The following is a 19,276-nucleotide window of genomic DNA, read 5'->3' on the forward strand; positions in this document are numbered from 1 at the left end:
CCCCTCCGCCACTCCCGTCCCCGGAGTTCCCCAGAAGGAGCACGCCGTGTCTGTCCCCGCCGCCCCCCTCGACGCGCCACCCGGCCAGCCCAGGAAAGCCGCCATGGCCGCCTGGATCGGCAGCGCCCTGGAGTACTACGACTTCTTCATCTACGGCAGCGCGGCCGCCCTGATCTTCCCGAAGGTCTTCTTCGACGAGTCGGACCCGGCCACCGCGACCCTCCTCTCACTGGCCACGTTCGGTGTCGCGTACGCGGCCCGCCCGGTCGGCGCGCTGTTCCTCGGTCACTTCGGCGACCGGCTCGGCCGCAAGAAGATCATGGTCTTCACGCTGATGCTGATGGGTATCTCGACGTTCCTCATCGGCTGTCTGCCCACCCGGGACCAGGTCGGCGGCCTCGCCCCCGTCCTGCTGGTCCTGTGCCGCGTCCTGCAGGGCATCTCCGCGGCCGGCGAGCAGGCCAGCGCCAACTCCATGACGCTGGAACACGCGCCACCCAACCGGCGCGGCTTCTTCACCAGCTTCACCCTCAGCGGCACCCAGGGGGGCCAGCTCCTCGCGACCCTGGTCTTCCTCCCGATCGCCGCGCTGCCGGAGGACCAGCTGCTCTCCTGGGGCTGGCGCGTGCCGTTCTGGCTGAGCCTCGCGGTCGCCGTCGCCGGCTATGTCATCCGCCGTACGCTCCAGGAGACCCCTGCCTTCACCGCGCAGGCAGCGAGCGAGGGCGTCCCCGCGCTGCCGCTCGCCGTGCTGATGCGCCATCACTGGGCGGACGTCCTGCGGGTCATCGCGGGCGCCCTGATCGCCTCGGTCAGCACGATCTTCACGGTTTGGGCGCTGGCGTACGGCACCAGTGACTCGGTAGGCCTGTCCCGTACCCAGATGCTGTGGGTGGGCGCGCTCGCCAACATCGTCGCCCTCGGCGCGATCCCGGCCTGGGCCACGCTCTCCGACCGCATCGGCCGCCGCCCGGTCTATCTGATCGGCGCCGCGGGCAGCGCCGTCCTGATGTTCGCCTACCTGTGGGCCATCTCCACGGGCTCGTACCCTCTCGTCCTCCTCTTCGGCATCCTCGCCTTCGGTGTGGTCTACAGCGCCGCGAACGGCGTCTGGCCGTCCTTCTACGGCGAGATGTTCTCCACCCGCGTCCGGCTCTCCGGCATGGCGATCGGCACGCAGATCGGCTTCGCCGTCGCCGGGTTCGCGGTCACCTTCGCGGCACAGATCGCGGGCCCGGACGGCGACAACTGGTCGATGGTGGCACTGTTCACCGCGGCGCTGTGCGTCCCGCCGGTGCTGGCCGTGCTCACCGCCCGCGAGACGCACAAGGTGCCGACCGAGCAGCTGGGCGAGCGGGGCGCACAGAACGCCGCACAGCGTGAGGCCGTCACCGCCTGACCCTCCCGCTCCCCCCGGGAAACCCAGGTCCCCGACAGCACAGGGCTGTCGGGGACCTGGCTGTTCTCAGGGGGCGTACCGAGGCACGGTTGACAGCTGACGTTTCCAGCAAGAACATCGGCCGGAACAAGCAGAAAAGAACAGCGCGGCTACACAGAGCCACTCCGCGCACCCCGGCCGGGTTCAGGGGCGGCCGGTGTGCGCGGAGCCCCCGTTGACTATCGTTGCCCGATCACAGCAGTGGATCCCGGCCGTGAGCTGGGCCGACGGGCGCGAGGGCGGGGTACGGGCGTGGCGCGGGACGAGTGGATACGGGTGCCGGTCGGGGACGACGCGGCCCGCTGGGCCACCCGGGGACACTGCCGTCGCGTTCTGCTGGTCGTGCACAACGTCACCGCCGCGACGCGACTCCTCGACGTGCTCCCGCTGTTCGACGACGACTTCCGGGTACAAGTGCTGGTGACGTGCACCGGATCGTCGGCGTTCCGATCGGGTGTCGCCGAGCTGCTCGCCGCCGTCGAAGTGCCTGTGCTGCCTTGGGAGCAGGCGGTCGCGACGCCGGTGTCCCTGGTGATCTCGGCGAGTTTTGGCGGCCAACTCCGCGAATTCTCCGGCAAGTTGACCGTATTGTCCCATGGTGTTGGCTACACTAAGACGCTGGCGATACCGGATACCGGATACCGGATACCGGATACCGGATACCGGACGCCGGGGGCCGGTGCCTGTGTTCGGGATGTCTCCCGAGTGGCTCCTGGACGAGGACGGGGAGCCCATCGCCGACGCGCTGGTGCTGTCGCATCCGGAGCAGTACGAGCGTCTGCGCATCGCCTGTCCCGAGGCGGCGCAGACGGCCGTACTCGCCGGAGACCCGTGCTTCGACCGCATCCTTGCGGCCCGCCCGTACCGCGACCGCTACCGCCGTGCCCTCGGCGTACGGACCGGACAACGGCTGATCCTCCTCAACTCCACCTGGAACCCGGAGTCGCTCTTCGGCGACGGCAGCGGCGATGACGTACTCCCGTCCCTGCTCCCGCGACTGACCGCGGAGTTCCCGGCGGACGAGTACCGGCTCGCGGCCGTGCTGCACCCCAACATCTGGCACGGCCACGGCCCGGGCCAGATCCGCGCCTGGCTGGACCGGGCGCGCCGGGCGGGGCTGACGCTGATCGACCCGCTGGAGGGCTGGCGCCAGGCCGTGATCGCGGCGGACGCGGTGATCGGCGACCACGGCTCGGTCACTTACTACGCCGCCGCGCTCGGCACCCCCGTACTCCTCGGAGCGGCACCACTGTCGGGTCTCGACCCCGCCGCACCCGTCTCCGAGTTCATGCGGGAAGCGCCACGGCTCGCCCCCGGAGCCCCTCTGCTCCCCCAGGTGGAGTCACTGCTCGCCACCCACCGGCCGCTGCCGGGACCCGCCGGGTTCACCAGCTCCGTTCCCGGCGAGTCGGCGGCCCGGCTGCGCCGTCTCTTCTACGACATCATCGGCATCCCCGAGCCGGATGTGCCCGCACTTCTCGAACCGCTCCCGCTGCCGCCCTACGAACCCCCGTCCCGCACCGCACCGTTGCGTGTCCTGACGCGACTTCTCGGCTCGGGCGAGGTCTCGGTCGTGCGGCACGCCGACCCGTGCCCCGAGCCGGAGGGCCCGGGCGAGGCGCACACGGCGGTACACGAGGACACCCGCGATCCGTCCCGACTCGCCCTGGCGGACGTCGTGTTCAGGTACGCCGAGTCCACCGACCCGCGCTTCGGCTCACCGGCACTGTGGACGTCGGAGGTGCTGACCCGTTTCCCGGGGTGCGCGCTCGCCGCCTATGTCACCGGTCCCGGCAGCTGCACCGTCCGCACCCGCGCCGAAGGCCTTCTCCACCTCACCGCCGAGTCGACCGCGGACGCCGATCCGGCCGCGTACGCCTCCGCCCTGCACGCCTGGCTCGCTGCGGGCAAGTCTCTCGATGAACTGGTCGGGCCCGGCCTGGCGATGCGCACCGGCCCGACGCTCCACCGCGTCCGGATCACCCCTGGGGGCCACCGGAGTTGAGGCAGCGCTCGCGCAACGTCCGCAGAGCCGCGAGCTGATACGCGGCCTGTTCCGGTGCGAGGGCCGCGATCGCCTCGTCGACGAGCGACAGCGCGGCCGTGAACTCGCCGCCGGACAGGTGGGTTTCGGCAAGGTCGGTGAGGGTGCGTGCCGTGTTGTACGCCTCTCCGCTCTCCCGGAAGAACCTCAGCGCGCGCTCCAGTCGTTCCAGCGCCTCGTCCCTGCGGTCGAGATTGCGCAGGGCGCGACCGCGGTGGCGCTCCAACAGGGCGCGGGCACGCGGCAGATCGCGGGCGCCCTCGCCGTCGGGGCCGATGCCGTCGAGGATGCCGGACGCCTCCTCGAAGCAGTCGTACGCCTCCTGCCAGCGCCACTGCCTGAGGCGCAGCAGGCCGAGGAACTCGACGGCGGAGGCGTGTCCGCGTACATGTCCGGCCGCACGCTCGTCCGCTGCGGCCGCGAGCGCTTCCGGTTCGGCCTCCTCCCAGCGCCGCAACTCGGTCAGCGTGTGGGCCATTTGGGCGTGCAGCGCGCCGGCCGCGCGGGTTCCCGGGACGTGGGCGTCGGCGGTGCGCGCACCGGTCCGGAGAGCGGGCAGGAGGATGTCGTGGTGGCCCGCTTTGAGCTGGAGCGGCCACAGCGCCTGACAGAGCCGCAGGACGGTGTCCCGGTCGCCGAACTCCTCGGCGGCGTGGACGGCCTGGACGAGGTTGCGTGCTTCGGTGGCGAGCGCGGACACCGCCTCACCCCGGTCCGTGAAGGAGACCGGTGAGGCGCCGGAGGGGACTCGCCAGCTCTCCGGGAGGGCCGCCTGCGCGGCGCCGACAGCCAGGTGCAGATAGCCCTCGACGGTCCGGGACACCGCGGCCGAGCAGCCGGCGATGCCGTCGGTGGCGGCCGCGGCGGCTTCGGCGTGCGCGCGGACGACGGGCCGGTAGTGGTAGCGCCCCGCGCCCGTGCGTTCCAGCAGGAGCGCGTCGGCGAGCTCCTCCAGGATCCGATCCGCCTCGCCCGGCTCGATGTCCGCCGCGCGTGCGGCGGTCGCGGCGTCGAAGGCGGGCCAGTCGTAGAGGCCGGTCAACCGGTAGACGCGGGCCGCGTCGGGGGCCAGCAGCCGGTAGGAGTCCTCGGCCGCCGCGCGCACCGGATCGCTGTCGGGCACGGGTGACCTCTCCGCGGAGGGTGCGGCGAGACGGGGCGCGGCGGCCCGCAGGGCGTACGGCGAGCCGCCGCAACGGTCCAGTACGGCGGGCAGCGTGGCCTTGGCCGCGGTGATCGCGGGCTTGCCGACGAGGTGGGTGAGCAGGTGGACCGCGTCCCGCTTGGCCAGCGGGCCGACCTGGACCGGCAGGGCGTCCACGCCGGTGAGCGGGCGCCGGGTGACGACGACCGTGAAAACCCCGGGTGCGGAGGTCAGCAGGGGCAGGATCTGCGCGGCGGACTGGGCGTGGTCGAGGACGAGCAGCAGGCGCCGGTCGGCCACGTGCCGCCGGAAGCGGTCGGCGCGGTCCGAGGTGGCGGGCGGTATCTCCTCGTCGGGGAGGCCGAGTTGGCGCAGCAGCGAGCTGAGGACAGCTCCGGCGTCACGCGCGCCGGGGCCACGCAGGTCGGCGTAGAGCTGCCCGTCCGGGAAGCGGTCCGCCTGGCGCCAGCCCCAGTGCACGGCCAGTGTGCTGGTGCCCATTCCTTCCCGCCCGTGCAGGAGGGCCACCCGGGGGCTGCCGTCGAAGGTGCGCGAGACCTCCTTGTCGAGGCTCTTCAACGCGTCCTGACGGTCCGTGAAAAAGCGTACGGACGCAGGAAGACGGGGCCGCTCCGGCCGTGAACCGGCTCCGTGAAACGACACCCCTCGGGCGAACAGGGACCAGGTGTGGGCGAGTTGCGGATCGTCGTGCAGTCGCTCGTGCACCAGTTGCGCCACGGAAGTCATCTGCTCCGCGGTCGTCGGCGCGGCGACCTCCCGCCCCGCGATCCGGCGCACCAGTCCTCCGGTGGACTCCCAGGCCCACTTGCCCGCTTCGTTGGCCATTCCCGATCCGACGGCGCCGAGTACCGCCGTGATGGCCCCCAACGAGATGGGATCCAGCATGCCCCCGCACTCCCCGCTTCCGACGCCGCGGCGGTGCCTCCGGATGACACCGTCCGAGATCAACAGTAGTTGCGACACCGCGAGGTGAGGGCCCGTCCTCGACTTTCGGGCGCCGGATCAGCGTTCGCGCGCAATGCCGTACGCGCGCTCCACATGAAGCCGTAGCACCAGACGGCGGTCGCGGACCATCGCCGCCCGGTAGTCGTCCCAGTCGGGATGCTCCCCCAGGACGTCCCGGTAGACGCGGATGAGCTCCTCGACGGTCTCGTCCTGGGGGTCCGCGGCGACGGGCGTGAGGTCGGCCGTGCCCTCGGCGACCGTGTACGCCCACCGGTCCTCGCTGGTCACGTGGTAGGAGGCGCGTAGGTCCCGGCGCAGATTGCGGGTCTTGGCCCGGTCGTCGGTGAGCGAGACCCGGATGATCCGCTCGTCGGGGTAGTAGGCGTGGCTGACGTTCGACAGCTGGGGCCGTCCGTCCTTCTTGAGGGTGACGAGCACCCCGCCCTTGTACTCGGAGAGCAGCGTGAGCAGTGCGTCCTGCGTCGCGTCCTGAGTCATGTGTTCGTCAACCGTCGGGGGGAGACGGACATTCCGAGTAGACACTGTCTACTCGCGGCTGGTAGACAGTGTCTATGAGCGAGCAGGAGGCAGGCTTGAAGGCCCGCCTGATCGAGGTCGGGGTCGATCTGGTGACCGCGGAGGGCGCACAGGCGCTGACCCTGCGGGAGATCGCCCGCCGCGCCGGCGTCTCCCACGGGGCGCCGCGCCGCTACTTCCCGACCCACCTGGAACTGCTGTCGGCCATCGCCCGCCGGGGCTTCACCGACCTCGGGGCCCGGGCGACGGAGGCGGTCGGCCACGGCAGGGAGGCCGGCCCCCGTGCCCAGCTCGCCACGCTCGCGAAGGTCTACCTCGACTTCGCGCTGGCCCACCGCGGAATGTACGAGCTGATGTTCCGTCACGACCTGCTGGAGAGCAACCGGTTGGGCCTGCGGGAGACGAGCCTGCCGATGTTCGGCGCGCTGGTGGACCTGGTCGGCCAGGTGCGCCCCGAGGCCGACGCCCCGGTCGTCGCGGGCGCCCTGTGGGCGAACCTGCACGGGATCGCCCAGCTGTGGGGCTGGGACAGCCTCCAAGTCACCACCGACGCCGATGACTTCGTACCCCTGTTGAATGCCGCGCTGGACGCGCACCTCGGGCCGGAGGAGCGGTGAGGTCACCGGCCCGGCGTCGGCTCACGCTCACGAGCAGTGTCGTCGGGGCCGTGATCGTCGCCCTGGACGGCACCGTACTCACGGTCGCCCAGCCCACGCTGCAACGCGAGCTGAACGCGTCGTTCTCACAGGTCCAGTGGACCAGCACCGGCTATCTCATCGCGGTGGCGAGCCTGTTGGTGTTCGCGGGGCGCCTCGGGGACCGGTACGGCCACCAGCGGCTCTTCGCCATGGGCATCCTGGGCTTCGGCGCAACGTCGGCAGGGATCGGCCTGGCGCCCGGCATCGGCTGGGTGATCGGGCTGCGGGTCGCCCAGGGGATCTTCGGCGCGCTGCTCCAGCCGACCACGCTCGGAATGCTGCGCGCCGCGTATCCGCCGGACCGGCTCGGTATGCCCATCGCGCTGCGCACCAGCGCCATCGGTCTCGCGGCCGCCGCCGGCCCGGTCGTCGGCGGGGCGCTGGTCACCCACCTCGGCTGGCGAGCCGTCTTCTTCCTCAATGTCGTGCCCGCACTCGTCATGGGCACGCTGGTTCTCACCGTCCGGGCCCCGGCGCGGGGCAAAGTCCCGGCGGGCGGGCTCGATCTGTCCGGGGCCTGCCTGCTCGCGGTGGCGCTGGTGTGTCTGGTCCGGACACTGGTCGGGATACCGGAAACCGGCTGGACGACCGCGACAGCACTCGAACTGGTGGTGGTCGCGGCCACGGGAGCCGTGTTCGTACGCCATGAACGCCGGACCGCGAACCCGCTGCTCCCGCCCGATGTGCTCGGCTCCGCGGCCATCGGCGCGGCGCTCGGCATTCTGGTGGCGGCGTCGGCGGCGATGCTCGGCGCGCTGTTCGTCGGCAGGGCTACCGAACACTTGCCCAGTGCTCCACCCTTCAGGGTGGAGGTGTAGGGCATCCTGCCGGTAGCGGCCCGGAGGGGCGCAGCACCATGGCAGGATCGCCTTGTCCGGCAACGTAGTTGTCGGATCTACCGCCGGACGGGCGGGAAGTCAGGCCTGCGGAGGCCGTGTAAGACCGATCCTCACCGGTCGGCAGTGGCCTGTGAAACAGGAACCCGAGGTGGTACCGCGTAGCGGTACGGACCGGAATCTCCTGCCCTCGGGCAGGAGAGGGCGTCAATTCCTGCAGGAAGTCCTGCGTCTGGACCCGCTGCGGACCAGCCTGCACGCGCTGCCGGGGGCCGTCATGATGGTGGTGGGCGCGCCCGTGTCCGCCGTCCTGGCGGTCGTCGTGCGGCACGCTTCCGCGTCCTCGGCGGGGGTGGCGGGCGGACTCCAGCAGACCGCGATGAATGTCGGGCCCACTCTGGGGATCTCCGTGGCGACCACGGTGATGGCCCTCACGGACGGTGTCGCTACGGGGCCGCCGCTGACGGTTCTGGCGGCCGTGTCCGCGATCGGGCTGCCGCTCGCGCTGCGACTGCCAGGGCGTATCGGAACGGTGACCGCCGACCGGCGTCCCCCCACAGGACGCGGTGGAAGTCCGTGCGAGACGATGACAGTGAGGTAGTCCAAGAGCCGCAGCCCGGAGGAGAGCCATGGGACACCTGCGACAAGAGGTCGAGCCGAGCGAGGCGGGCCTGGATGCGAAGGCGCTGGCCCGGCTGGACCAGCACTTCGCCCACCTGGTCGACGACCGGCGACTGCCCGGTTGTCTGGTGGCCCTGTCCCGGCACGGCCGGGTCGCGCACCTCACCGCGTACGGCTGGCGCGACCGGGAGGCCCGACTCCCCGTCGAGACCGACACCTTGTGGCGCATCTACTCGATGACGAAGCCGGTCACCTCGGTCGCCGCGCTGATGCTCCTGGAAGAGGGACACTTCCGACTCGACGACCCGGTCGCCCGTTTCCTCCCCGCGTTCACCCACCCGCGGGTCTACGTCAGCGGGTCCGGCGCCGAGACGAAGACCCGCCCCGCCGAACAACCCCTCCTGATCCGGCACCTGTTGACCCATACCTCGGGCCTGACCTTCGGCTTCTACTACTCGCACCCCGTCGACGCGCTCTACCGCGACGCCGGTCTGGAGTCGTCGGTGGCGCCGGGCGCGGACCTGGCCGGGACCTGCGACGTGTATGCCGGGCTGCCGCTGCAGTTCGAGCCGGGCACCCAGTGGAACTACTCGGTCTCCACCAACGTGCTGGGCCGTCTGATCGAGGTGGTGTCCGGCCGTGACCTCGACGAGTTCCTCGCCGAGCGGATCTTCGGCCCGCTGGGGATGACGGACGCCGGATTCTGTGTCACGGAGAACCAGGCGGACCGGCTCGCCGAGCTCTACGCGGAGGGCGCCGAGGGCCGGATCACCCCGATCGCCGGACTCCCACTGCACGGCCGCCCGCGCTTCGTCTCCGGAAGCGGCGGCATGGTGGCCACCGCCCACGACTATCACCGCTTCATGGAGATGCTCCGTCGCCGCGGCGAACTCGACGGAGTCCGGCTGCTGCGCCCCGAGACCGTGGACTCGATGGTCTCCAACCACCTCCCGGGCAACGCCGACCGCCGTACCTTCGGCAGCCCACTGCACCAGGAACCCGGCAACGCGGGCCTCGGCTTCGGCCTCGGTGTCTCCGTCGTGGTGGACCCCGAGATCACCCAAGCCCCTTCCAGCCAGGGCGCGTTCGGCTGGAGCGGGGTCGCCGGTACGACGTTCTGGGTCGACCCGCGCCAGGACCTGACCGTGCAGTTCTACACCCAGGTCCGCCCGACGTCGTCCCATTCGATCTTTCCCGAGCTCAAGCGGCTCGTGCACGAGGCGGTGTCCGACTGAGCCAGGTCACGTGGCTCGGAAGGTGAAGTCCATCCCGTCCCGGGCAAGTTCGGCCAGCCACTCCTCGGACCGCGCCGCCGTCTCGGCGGCGCGGCTCAGCCCGGGCGGGAGCGAGCCGTCGAGGATGTGGCGGACGCCGAGCGCGAGCGTGCGGGAGACACAGCGGGCCATGGCGCTCTCGTCGGCGGTGCCCACGAGGTCGAGGAGGTAGCGGCCGGACCAGGACTCACCGGAGCCGCCGCGCGCGTCCAGCGAGACGGCGAGCACGACACGGTCGCGGTCCGCGTCGGTCGTCGGGTGGGCCGCCGCCAACTCCTGGGCGAGGACGGCGATACGCCGGTCGTCGCCGGCCTTCAGCTCCTCGAAGACGGCGTCCCAGGCGTGCAGCCAGCCGTCGAGACGGAGGGTGCCCCGGACGAAGGTCTCCGGTCTCCATGCCCCGGGAAGCCCGTACTGGTCGAGGAAGGGAACGCTGTCACGGTTGGGATAGACCTCGAAGGTCTCGCCGTCGATCACGTGGGGTCGGGTCGCCTCCCACGGACGGTCGGCCGTGGTCTCGGCGCCGTCCTCCACGTAACGGGCGGGCGAGCGAAGGGCGTTCAGCACACCCGTCGGCGCCCAGCTGAAGCGGTACCTGAAGTCGTTGGGCACCGCGGGGATGCCGCCGCAGTACGAGGTGAGGCGGTACGAGGCGGTGGACCCGGCGTCGATCGCCTCCCGGGCCCGGGCGATCAGGCTGTGCGCGAAGAGATGGTCGATGCCCGGGTCCAGCCCGCACTCGGTCAGCACCACGACACCCGCCGCCTCGGCCGCGGCCACCTGGTCGAGGACCGCCTCCGACACATAGCTGGAGCAGGCGAAGTGGGCGCCGCGCTCGATACAGACGGTGAGCAGCGAAGCGTGTTCGTGCGCGGGCAGCATGGAGACGACGACATCTCCGCGTACGAGTTCGGCGCTGAGCGCCGGCAGGGTGTACGCGCGGGGCTCGGCCCGTCCGGCCAGTCCCAGCGCCTCCAGGCTACGCAACGCCCGCTCCTCGGTGCGGTGCCACATGCGTACGCGATCGGCGGCGTCGCACGTCGCGGCGAGACCGCTGCCGGTGGACAGGCCCGCACCGATCCAGTGCACGGTGCCACTCGCGGCAGTCACCTCAGGCCTCCCCGAACTTCCCTCGGACGTCACGGAACTCCCCTTCCTCGGCCCCGAGTTCACGGCAGGCCTGATGGAACCGGTCCAGACAGCGCCCCCACGGTCCACCGACCTCGAATTCCAGGAGTTGCGGCGACAGCGCCGCCGAGAAGTCGACGCTCGCCTCCCGGGGCAGCAAGGACGGCAGATTGTCGATGGCGATCAGGTCGAGGGCGGGCCGCTCGCGCACACGACGGACGGGGCGCGTCCAGTCCGTCGTGGTGTCGTAGATCGGCAGCACGTTCAGGGGCGATCCGACGTCGCAGGTCACGTCGCACAGCGTGCTGAGGCGGCGGCCGGGTTCGTCGAGGTCCTTGTCCGTGAGGAAGGGCGGGATCGGCCGGGTCGTCAGCACGGTGTTGACCATCAGCTCGTGCTCCAGCAGGGCCCTTCGGTCCAGATCACGGGTCTCGTCGAGGTCCCAGCAGGTGGGCTCGACCCCGGCCACACCCAGCGCGACCCGGGCACCCCGGCCGCTGCGCCCCAGGGCGCCGATCACCAGAGCCCGTAACTCACCTTCACTGGCGGCGAGGTCGGCGTCCAGCCGCTCCTTCGATGTCGGCCGCAACGGGGCCTTCAGCTCGCCCCGGTGATGCAGCACCGCCAGGGCCGCGCCCAGATATCCGGCCCAGTAGCCGAAGGCGGCGAGCCTGCGCCCCTCGTCGTCCACCAGATACTCGAGGTCGAGCAGAGCCCCGCCCCCGGCGAGGAACCTGCCGAGCAGCGCCTCGGCGCCGGGCTGTCGCTTGTACGCATGCCCGAAGAAGACGTGACGGTGCGTCAACGCGGCGGGCTCATCGGGGATTTCCTTGAGCCCGACGACCACCACGTCCGAGGGTGCCGAGCCCCAGGAGCCGGCCGCCGCGACACCGCACCCGGCCTCCTCGTACGCCTCGATGGGGAACACCCGCTGCGGTGACTCCTCGACCGTTACCGGCACGCCGCTGTCGACGAGCCGTCGGGCGTCCGAGGGCACGATCGGTGTGCGCCGCTCGGTCGTCCGGGTCTCGTGGCGCAGCCACAAGTGGAGCTGTGTCATACGAGGTTGGCCTCCGGGCGCGGGGCGTCGGCGGCGAAACGCTCGACGCTCAGGGGGCCGATGTCGACGAAGGGTACGCGGCCCAGGTACAGATCGCGGACCACCTCGCCGACCGCCGGCCCCTGGAGGAAGCCGTGGCCCGAGAACCCGGTCGCGTAGAGGAAGCGCGAGCATGAACTCGCCTCGCCGATCAGTGCGTTGTGGTCCGGCGTGATCTCGTACAGGCCCGCCCAGCCGCCCGTCCTGCGCAGGTCGAGCAGGGCGGGAGCGCGTCGCCGCATGGCCTCGGCCAGGCGCGGGATCCAGCGGTCATGGGTCCCGGTGGCGAAGCCGGGGGTCTCGTCGGGGTCGGACATGCCGAGGAGGAGGCCGGGGCCCTCGGCGTGGAAGTACAGGCTGGTGGTGAAGTCGATGGTCATGGGGAGGTCGGGCGGCAGTCCCGGGACGGCTTCGGTGACGGCGATCTGGCGGCGCAGCGGCTCCACCGGAAGGTCCACGCCCACCATCGCGCCGACGGCCCGGGACCAGGCGCCGGCCGCGCAGACGACCGTGTCCGTGCTGATGCGGCCCTGGCTGGTGGGGCCACGGCGGTGATGTCGTGGCCGCGCCTCTCGATGCCGGTGACCTCGCAGTGTCGCAGCACCCTCGCGCCATGGCGGCGGGCTCCGGCCGCGTACCCCTGGACCACGGACTCGGGCGTGCAGTGCCCGTCCTCCGGGGAGAAGGCCGCGGCCAGCAGCCCGTCTGTGGTGATCAGCGGCGACAGCCGGTGCGCCTCGGTCGGGTCGATCAGCCGGCTGGGCACCCCGAGCGCGTTCTGCAGCCGTACCCCGCCCTCGAAGGCGGCGACCTCCTCGGGCGTCGAGAGCAGGAACAGATAGCCGACCCGGTGCAGCCCGATGTCCTGGCCGAGTTCCTCGCCGAACCGGGCGAACGCCTCCAGACTTCGGGCGCCGAGCTGGATGTTGAGCTCGTCGGAGAACTGCGCACGCACCCCGCCCGCGGCCCGCGAGGTCGACCCGGAGGCCAGCTCGTCGCGCTCGACCAGGACGACATCCCGTACGCCCGCCCGTGCCAGGTGGTAGGCGATGCTCGTGCCCATCACCCCGCCGCCGATGACGACGACCTCCGCGGTCCTGTTCACCGGCGCGTCCGATCCGCGCGGGCCGCGTCGATCACGGCCCAGGCGGCCGCGGCGTCCTGGATACCGAGCCCGACGCTGGTGTAGAGGACGATGTCGTCGGGATGCCTACGGGCCGGGTGCCGGCCGATGAGTACGGCGCCGAGCGGAATCAGGTCCTCGCGGGCGAGCAGTCCGTCGCGCAGGGCGTCCACCACCGGTCCGGCGTGCTCCGCCGCCGTCGCCGGGTCGTCGACCACCACCGCCGCCGCCCGCCGTACGGTCTCCGCGTCGACCTCGCTCCGGGTGGGCTCGAAGGACCCCACGGTGACGACCACACATCCGGGCGCCAGCCACTCGCCCCGCACGACAGGCGTGCTGCTGAGGGTGCAGGCCGCGATCATGGGCAGGCCGGCGGCGGCTTCCTCGGCCGTGTCGACGGCCTTGGCGGCGACACCGAGTTCGGTGGCGAGGCGCTGTGCCGATTGCGCCCGCCGACCCGGGTTCGGGCTCCACACCCGCACGGACCGCAGCTCCCGCACCCGGGCGACGGCCCGCGCGTGCGCGAGTGCCTGCGTTCCGGAGCCGATCAGGCCCAGTTCCGCGCTGTCGGCGCCGGCCAGCGCGTCGAAGGCGACGGCGCTCGCGGCGGCGGTGCGCAGGGTCGTGACCGCCGTGCCGTCCATGACGGCGGCGAGCTGCCCGGTCACCGGATCGAGCGCGTTGATCACCGCGTGCACCGTGGGCAGTCCGGCCGTCGCGTTGCCCGGGTTGACGCTGCCGAACTTGGCGACGGCCCCGGTGTCCGCGGACAGCCGTGCGAGGTAGGCGAAGACGACGCTGTCGTCGAAGCGGCTGGGGTGCATGATCTTGCCGGGGAGCTCGGCGGTGCCGTCGCCGAGCGCGGTGAACGCCGCGCGCTGCGAGGCGATCGCGGCGTCGATGTCCAGCAGCTCCGTCACCCGGTCCCGGGAGAGGTACAGCACGTCGTCGGTCATTCCTCGTACCTTTCCCCCGCGCACGCCGCTCTCACCCGGCCCGGCGCGTCCGGGTGACGCCCCCGTCCGCCGCGGAACCGCTCAGGACCGGTGGGAAGCCACGGCGTCCAGGTGCGGCAGGAAGTGGTCGAGCCGCTCCCGTTTGGTACGCAGATAGGTGATGTTCTCCGCGCACGGCGGTATCAGCAGCGGAACCTGTTCGGCGACCTTGATGCCGTGGCGTTGCAGCGCCTCCCGCTTGCGCGGGTTGTTCGACAACAGCCGGACGGACCGTACGCCGAGGTCGTGCAGGATGTCCGCCGCGACGCCGTAGTCACGGGCGTCCACCGGGAGGCCGAGGGCGAGATTCGCCTCCACGGTGTCGAGGCCCTCCGACTGGAGCTTCATCGCCTGCAGCTTGGCGAGCAGGCCGATGCCGCGGCCCTCGTGGCCGCGGAGGTAGACGAGGACGCCGCGCCCCTCGGCGACGATGGCGCGCAGCGCCGCGGCGAGCTGGTCGCCGCATTCGCAGTGCGTGGACCCGAAGGCGTCGCCGGTGAGGCACTCCGAATGGAGCCGGGCGAGTACGCCTTCCTTCGCCGCGTCGCCGCCGGCACCGGCCAGATCTCCGACCTCGCCGTAAACCAGGGCCACTTGTTCCTCACCGCGATCGTGGTCCAGGAATCCGACCGCCTGGAAATCGCCGTACACGGTGGGCAGTGGGGCGTTCACGATCCGTTCGACACCTGAGAGGTGTGCGGCCTGGGCGAGTACTTCAAGTTTATCTGTCATGATCTGGTTCCTAAGCAGAGTCGAAAGCAGAGTCGAAAGGCCGTGAAACATGAGTAGTTCGGGAACGCACTCGACGGTGTCCGGTCTGTTGCCGGTGGACACCACGGAGGACGTACGGGAGCGGGGGTCCGGTGTCGCCCGTGAGGTCGCCGTGCTTCCCGTCGGCAGCTTCGAACAGCACGGTCCCTTCCTTCCGTTGGCGACGGACACGCTGGTCGCGTGCGCGATCGCGCGCGAAGTCGCCGCCGCTTATCCGGTGCATCTCCTTCCTCCGGTGACGATCTCCTGTTCGCACGAGCACGCGGCGTGGCCGGGGACCGTCAGCATCTCCTCCGTCACACTCCACGCGGTGATACGGGACATAGCCGACTCGCTCCGCCGCTCGGGCGTCGACACCCTGGTGCTGGTCAACGGGCACGGCGGAAATTACGTACTGGGCAATGTGGTTCAGGAATCCGCCGGCAGTGGCACGCATATGGCGCTTTTCCCCGGCATGGAGGACTGGGACGGGGCGCGGGAGCGGGCCGGTGTACAGACCTCGCTGCTCAGTGATATGCACGCGGGAGAAATCGAGACCTCCATTCTGTTGCACGCTCATCCCGAATTGGTCCGGCCCGGCTACGAGACCTCCGACTTCCTGGCGGACGACCGGCGCCATTTGCTCACCCTCGGCATGTCGGCCTATACCGAGTCCGGCGTCATCGGCCGCCCCTCGATGGCCTCCGCCGAGAAGGGGAAGGAAATCCTGGCCGGGCTGACCGAGGCCTTCGGGGCGTACTTCTCCTTGGTGACCGCGAAGACGCCGCCGTCGGCGGACGCTGACTCTCGGCATTGATCGTGCCCTCCCGCACTCTGCTCCCTGGGGCGCCGCAGCGCCGCGAACCACCGGACGACCAGGACCGCGACGCCGGGCAGGGCGGCGGCGAAGCTGAGCACTCCATAGATCACGGCGACGCTCAGGCCCATGCCGGCGCCCAGCCCGGCGGCACCGAAAGCCCACGCCATGACGCCTTCTCTGGGGCCCCAGCCACCGACGTTCAGCGGCAGCCCCATGGCGAGCAGGGCCAGCAGCGCCAGGGGCAGCAACTGGGCGACGGAGGCGGTGGATCCGGCGACCCGGGCGGCGAGCAGGAACATCGCGAGGTGTCCCGCCAGGACCACGACCGACGAGATCAGCACGCCCGGCCAGTTGCCGCGGGCGAGCAGCGCGCCGCGCGCCTCGGTGAACGCGGCGCGGACGGCCGCGTACCGCGGGGACGGGCCGGACGCCCTGACCCGGCGCACTGCGCCCACCGTCACCACCGCGCACACCGAGACGACGGCCAGGATCAGAGCGAGGTGGCGGGCGTCCGCGAGGACCGGTGACGGCAGGGTGAGCAGGACCGCCGCTCCGACGGCCGCCAACACCGCCTGGCCCGCGGTCCGTTCGAGGACCACCGCGCGGACGCCGCGGCCGATGTCCCCGGCGCTCTGTCCGTGTCGTACGGCACGGTGTACATCGCCGAGGACACCGCCGGGCAGCGCCGCGTTCAGGAACAGCGCACGGTAGTAGTCCGCCACGGCCCCTCCGAGCGGCAGCCGGATCCGCAGCCCACGGGCCACCAGCCACCAGCGCCAGGCACTGAACACCGTGGTGAGCAGACCGAGACCGAGCCCTGCCAGCAGGGTCGGGCCATCCACCCGCCGCAGCCCGTCCAGAAAGACTCCGGTGCCGAGCCGCCAGAGCAGCACGACCAGGATGGCGACGCCGGCGGCGGTGCCGAAGTGGGTACGGAACCTACGGGAGTCGAGCCGGGCACGAAGGGCGCCGGCCTTGCCGCGGGCGCGGGGCGAGTCCGCGTCACCGTGGGCCGGGACGGCGGCCGTAGGCTCGAGGAGGCGGACGGCGCCCGCGCTCGTACCGTTCGTGCGGGTGCGGACCGCGTCCATGGTCGCCTCCGCCGTCTCCACCCCCGCGCTCACGCCGCACCCACCGTCGGCCGGGGCAGCGCCAGCAGGTCACTGTGGTGCACCACCGCCCGCAACTCGCCCGCGGCGCAGGCCGCCAGCCGGGACTGCAGATACGACTCTGCACGCGCCGCCAGCTCGGGTCGCTGCTCGACGGCCGCGCCGACCCAGCCGCGCAGCCACTCCTGCGTGAGCGCGGCGTCGTCGGGGCCGAGCCGCCAGGGGCTCGGATGCACCCGTACCGTCGCGCCGTGCCGGTCGAAGGCCTCGCAGGCCGCGGTGATCGCGTCGGGGCCGAGCAGTTCACCGCGCCGCTGGTGCGCGTTGAACGCCTCGGCGAACTCGGCGTCCAGCGGGTCGGCCGGCGCGAACTCGACGCGTCCCACGACGGAGAGCGTGAGCAGCGCCGGGACTCCGGCGCCCGCGCAGGCCGCCGCGAGCCGGTCGATCTCCTCGAGGGTGAGGACGTCCAGCAGCGCGGACGCCGTCACCAGCGAGGCCCCGGTCAGGGCGTCCGCGGTCAGTCGGCCGATGTCACCGCGCTGTGTGGTGACATCGACCCGGCTGCCGTCGGCGGCCGCGCGGGGCGCTCCCACGGTCGCGAAGTGCAGCAGATAGGGGTCCCGGTCGTGCAGGATCCAGTGCTGGGCGCCGTCGAGACGCGGGGCGAGCCAGCGGCCCATGGAGCCTGTTCCGCAGCCGAGGTCGTGAATGACCAGGTCGCCGCCCCGCCCGGGCCGGTTCGCCAGGCGGATGCGCAGCGGGTCGAGCAGCTCGGGCGCCCGTGCCGCGGCGTCCGGGCCCTCGCGCAACTGGAGCCACTGGGGGGCGTAACGGGGCACGTCGTCGTCGGGCGCACCCTCGCGTTGCCCCGGAACCCCCGGCGCCCCCGCTGTCACACCCACACCCGCACCCGGCAACACATCGGACGCCACCACGTTCGCGTCCTGTCCCGGAACCCCCGACGGAGTCGCCGTCATACTCATGCCGCCCTCCGGGGTTCCTGCGGAAGCCGTCCCAGCACACCGGCCAGGCTCCGGGCGGTGGTCGCCCAGCCGTCCAGCGCGGCGCGGCGCCCACGCGCGGCCGCCTTCAGCCGGCGGCGCACATCGGCCTCGCCGAACCAGCCGCGCAGTTCCGCGGCGAGGGCGGCCGGATCCTCCGGTGGTACGAGGATGCCGGGCACCCCGCCGTCGGGCGCCCGCCCGACCGCTTCGGGAAGCCCGCCGACGTCCGTCGCCAGCACCGGAATCCCGCGCGCGAGCGCCTCGGTGACGGCCATGCCGTACGTCTCGGCATAGGACGTGAGGACCATGAGGTCCGCCGCGGCGTAGCTCGCGTCGAGCTCGGCGCCCGCCTGCGGTCCGGCGAGGTGCAGCCGGTCTCCGAGGCCGTGCTTCTCGATCAGGGCGCGGAGTTGGTCGACGTACGCCGGATCCTGACCGAGTCCGCCGACGCAGACGCAGCTCCAGGGCAGGTCGGTGACGGTGGCGAGGGCCTCGATCAGCCGGTGCTGGCCCTTGCGCGGGGTGACCGCGGCGACGCACAGCAGCCGCGAGACGCCGTCGGTGCCGGAGGCGAGCGGTGCGATGTCGGCGCCGGGCGTGGCGAGATGGACCCGGTCGGGGGCGAGCCCGTGGTGGGCCACGAGCCGCCGCACCGCCCAGTCGCTGGTGGCCACGACGGCCGACACGGCCCGCAGCGTCGTACGTTCCCGGGCGTCCAGCTCGGCGGCCGTCTCGGGCGCGAGCCCCGTCTCGTCACCGAGCGGCAGGTGCACCAGGACGGCCAGGCGCAGCCGTTCGGCCTCGGGGACGATGATCTCGGGGACTCCGCAGGCGACGATCCCGTCGAGGAGGACGGTCGTGTCGTCGGGCAACTCACGGAGCGTACGGGCGAGTTCCGCACGGGCGTCGGCTGCCGGCCGCGGCCAGTTGCCCGCGACGGTGTGCCGGTGGACCTGCCAGCCGAAGCCGGGCAGGTCCAGGCAGAGCCGCCGGTCGTAGGCGTTGCCGCCGCTCGGCGCGGTCGGGTCGTCGACGCCGCCGGGCATGACGAAGTGCACCAGGCGCAGGGACATGGGGATGATCGCGGCGCTCTTGAGAGCCGCATGCTGAACGGGCACGTAGTTCAGGGACGCCCGGTCGTTGCTCGGGGACGCCTGGTCGATGGTCGTGTCGGTCACAGCGCACGCTCGTAACTCGCCCAGGCGATGTGCGACTCGTGCAGGGTGACCGTGATACCCGCGAGGCCGTGCGCGCCCTCGCCCAGTGCCCCGGCGTGCACGCGGTCGGCCAGGCGGTCGGCGATGACCTTGGCCAGGAACTCCGTCGACGTGTTGGTGTTCTTGAAGTCCGGCTCGTTGTCGAGATTGCGGTAGTTCAACGCGCTCACGACGGCGCCGAGTTCCTGCGTGGCCAGTCCGATGTCGACGACGATGTTGTCGTCGTCCAGCTCGGCGCGGCGAAACGTGGCGTCCACCAGGAACGTCGCCCCGTGCAGGCGCTGCGCGGGTCCGAAGACCTCGCCACGGAAGCTGTGAGCGATCATGAGGTGATCGCGGACGGTGATGCTGAACAACGGACGACCCTCCAGGTGCGGCACGTCTGATCCCCTGCCGGGACCACGCCGTCTAGTACGGCTGCCCCGTTCTCCTTGTTCAGCTGCCCGTTCCCCTTTCTTTGGAGTCTTCAG

General features: G+C 71.9%; 14 protein-coding genes and 3 pseudogenes. 6 read left to right on the forward strand and 11 right to left on the reverse strand.

The window, feature by feature from the left end:
* Positions 1–46: 46 nt before the first annotated feature.
* Both ACX28W_RS00500 and ACX28W_RS00505 read left to right on the forward strand, forming a co-directional pair.
* Complete coding sequence (locus ACX28W_RS00500) at positions 47–1,399, forward strand: MFS transporter (RefSeq protein ID WP_458996738.1); 1,353 nt, start codon at positions 47–49, stop codon at positions 1,397–1,399.
* A gap of 733 nt (positions 1,400–2,132) precedes the next feature.
* Positions 2,133–3,443 (forward strand): hypothetical protein, encoded by a 1,311-nt coding sequence (locus ACX28W_RS00505; protein WP_458996739.1) that lies wholly within the window; start codon positions 2,133–2,135, stop codon positions 3,441–3,443.
* Here the strand turns inward: ACX28W_RS00505 and ACX28W_RS00510 are convergent.
* Together ACX28W_RS00510 and ACX28W_RS00515 are read right to left on the reverse strand one after the other, a co-directional pair.
* A complete protein-coding gene (locus ACX28W_RS00510; protein ID WP_458996740.1) occupies positions 3,418–5,532 on the reverse strand; it encodes a tetratricopeptide repeat protein in 2,115 nt (704 codons plus the stop codon). The genes ACX28W_RS00505 and ACX28W_RS00510 overlap by 26 nt on opposite strands.
* Before the next feature lie 117 nt (positions 5,533–5,649).
* Positions 5,650–6,090 carry a PPOX class F420-dependent oxidoreductase gene (locus tag ACX28W_RS00515; protein ID WP_458996741.1) on the reverse strand — a complete coding sequence of 147 codons (441 nt, stop codon included), beginning with the start codon at positions 6,088–6,090 and terminating at the stop codon, positions 5,650–5,652.
* A gap of 74 nt (positions 6,091–6,164) precedes the next feature.
* On the opposite strand from ACX28W_RS00515, the gene ACX28W_RS00520 reads away from it, so the two are divergent.
* The 3 genes and pseudogenes from ACX28W_RS00520 (at position 6,165) to ACX28W_RS00530 (ending at position 9,519) form a co-directional block, all read left to right on the forward strand.
* Entirely contained in the window at positions 6,165–6,746 is a 582-nt protein-coding gene (locus tag ACX28W_RS00520; RefSeq protein WP_458996742.1) for a TetR/AcrR family transcriptional regulator, read from the forward strand.
* Positions 6,743–8,072: pseudogene (locus ACX28W_RS00525) on the forward strand (MFS transporter); the annotation flags it as partial. The gene ACX28W_RS00520 and the pseudogene ACX28W_RS00525, both read left to right, overlap by 4 nt.
* A gap of 220 nt (positions 8,073–8,292) precedes the next feature.
* Positions 8,293–9,519, forward strand: a complete 1,227-nt coding sequence (locus tag ACX28W_RS00530) for a serine hydrolase domain-containing protein (RefSeq protein ID WP_458996743.1) — start codon at positions 8,293–8,295, stop codon at positions 9,517–9,519.
* 6 nt (positions 9,520–9,525) lie between these two features.
* Here the strand turns inward: ACX28W_RS00530 and ACX28W_RS00535 are convergent, their stop codons facing one another.
* From ACX28W_RS00535 to ribA, 5 genes and pseudogenes are all read right to left on the reverse strand, one after another.
* On the reverse strand, positions 9,526–10,668 hold the full coding sequence (locus ACX28W_RS00535; RefSeq protein WP_458996744.1) for a saccharopine dehydrogenase family protein: 1,143 nt from the start codon (positions 10,666–10,668) through the stop codon (positions 9,526–9,528).
* Position 10,669: 1 nt separating this feature from the next.
* A complete protein-coding gene (locus tag ACX28W_RS00540) occupies positions 10,670–11,746 on the reverse strand; it encodes a saccharopine dehydrogenase (protein ID WP_458996745.1) in 1,077 nt (358 codons plus the stop codon).
* Positions 11,743–12,890, reverse strand: a pseudogene (locus tag ACX28W_RS00545) (NAD(P)/FAD-dependent oxidoreductase). Before ACX28W_RS00545 ends, ACX28W_RS00540 begins: the two are co-directional and overlap by 4 nt.
* Complete coding sequence (locus tag ACX28W_RS00550) at positions 12,887–13,864, reverse strand: ornithine cyclodeaminase family protein (RefSeq protein WP_458996746.1); 978 nt, start codon at positions 13,862–13,864, stop codon at positions 12,887–12,889. Before ACX28W_RS00550 ends, ACX28W_RS00545 begins: the two are co-directional and overlap by 4 nt.
* Before the next feature lie 81 nt (positions 13,865–13,945).
* A complete protein-coding gene (ribA, locus tag ACX28W_RS00555) occupies positions 13,946–14,635 on the reverse strand; it encodes a GTP cyclohydrolase II (protein ID WP_458996747.1) in 690 nt (229 codons plus the stop codon).
* A 49-nt stretch (positions 14,636–14,684) separates the two neighbouring features.
* Here ribA and ACX28W_RS00560 point away from each other — a divergent pair, with 49 nt between their 5' ends.
* The gene (locus ACX28W_RS00560) at positions 14,685–15,470 is read left to right on the forward strand and encodes a creatininase family protein (protein ID WP_458996748.1); all 786 of its coding nucleotides are present in this window, start codon (positions 14,685–14,687) and stop codon (positions 15,468–15,470) included.
* Positions 15,471–15,607: 137 nt separating this feature from the next.
* Here the strand turns inward: ACX28W_RS00560 and ACX28W_RS00565 are convergent.
* The 4 genes and pseudogenes from ACX28W_RS00565 to ACX28W_RS00580 all read right to left on the reverse strand — a co-directional run.
* A pseudogene (locus ACX28W_RS00565) lies at positions 15,608–16,564 on the reverse strand (lysylphosphatidylglycerol synthase transmembrane domain-containing protein); the annotation flags it as partial.
* Between the two features lie 29 nt (positions 16,565–16,593).
* Positions 16,594–17,562 (reverse strand): class I SAM-dependent methyltransferase, encoded by a 969-nt coding sequence (locus ACX28W_RS00570; protein ID WP_458996983.1) that lies wholly within the window; start codon positions 17,560–17,562, stop codon positions 16,594–16,596.
* 2 nt (positions 17,563–17,564) lie between these two features.
* The gene (locus tag ACX28W_RS00575; RefSeq protein ID WP_458996749.1) at positions 17,565–18,767 is read right to left on the reverse strand and encodes a glycosyltransferase family 4 protein; all 1,203 of its coding nucleotides are present in this window, start codon (positions 18,765–18,767) and stop codon (positions 17,565–17,567) included.
* Positions 18,764–19,162, reverse strand: a complete 399-nt coding sequence (locus ACX28W_RS00580) for a 6-pyruvoyl trahydropterin synthase family protein (protein WP_458996750.1) — start codon at positions 19,160–19,162, stop codon at positions 18,764–18,766. The genes ACX28W_RS00575 and ACX28W_RS00580 overlap by 4 nt, the downstream gene beginning before the upstream one ends.
* Between the last annotated feature and the right edge of the window lie 114 nt (positions 19,163–19,276).

The organism is Streptomyces sp. SD15 (assembly GCF_054462255.1).

Bases quoted from the DNA above. Each gene is read 5' to 3' on its own strand.
- ACX28W_RS00570 (WP_458996983.1), bottom strand. From the start codon at position 17,562: ATGACGGCGACTCCGTCGGGGGTTCCGGGACAGGACGCGAACGTGGTG.
- ACX28W_RS00520 (WP_458996742.1), top strand. From the start codon at position 6,165: ATGAGCGAGCAGGAGGCAGGCTTGAAGGCCCGCCTGATCGAGGTCGGG.
- ACX28W_RS00505 (WP_458996739.1), top strand. From the start codon at position 2,133: ATGTCTCCCGAGTGGCTCCTGGACGAGGACGGGGAGCCCATCGCCGAC.
- ACX28W_RS00560 (WP_458996748.1), top strand. From the start codon at position 14,685: ATGAGTAGTTCGGGAACGCACTCGACGGTGTCCGGTCTGTTGCCGGTG.
- ACX28W_RS00510 (WP_458996740.1), bottom strand. From the start codon at position 5,532: ATGCTGGATCCCATCTCGTTGGGGGCCATCACGGCGGTACTCGGCGCC.
- ACX28W_RS00530 (WP_458996743.1), top strand. From the start codon at position 8,293: ATGGGACACCTGCGACAAGAGGTCGAGCCGAGCGAGGCGGGCCTGGAT.
- ACX28W_RS00540 (WP_458996745.1), bottom strand. From the start codon at position 11,746: ATGACACAGCTCCACTTGTGGCTGCGCCACGAGACCCGGACGACCGAG.
- ribA (WP_458996747.1), bottom strand. From the start codon at position 14,635: ATGACAGATAAACTTGAAGTACTCGCCCAGGCCGCACACCTCTCAGGT.
- ACX28W_RS00550 (WP_458996746.1), bottom strand. From the start codon at position 13,864: ATGACCGACGACGTGCTGTACCTCTCCCGGGACCGGGTGACGGAGCTG.
- ACX28W_RS00515 (WP_458996741.1), bottom strand. From the start codon at position 6,090: ATGACTCAGGACGCGACGCAGGACGCACTGCTCACGCTGCTCTCCGAG.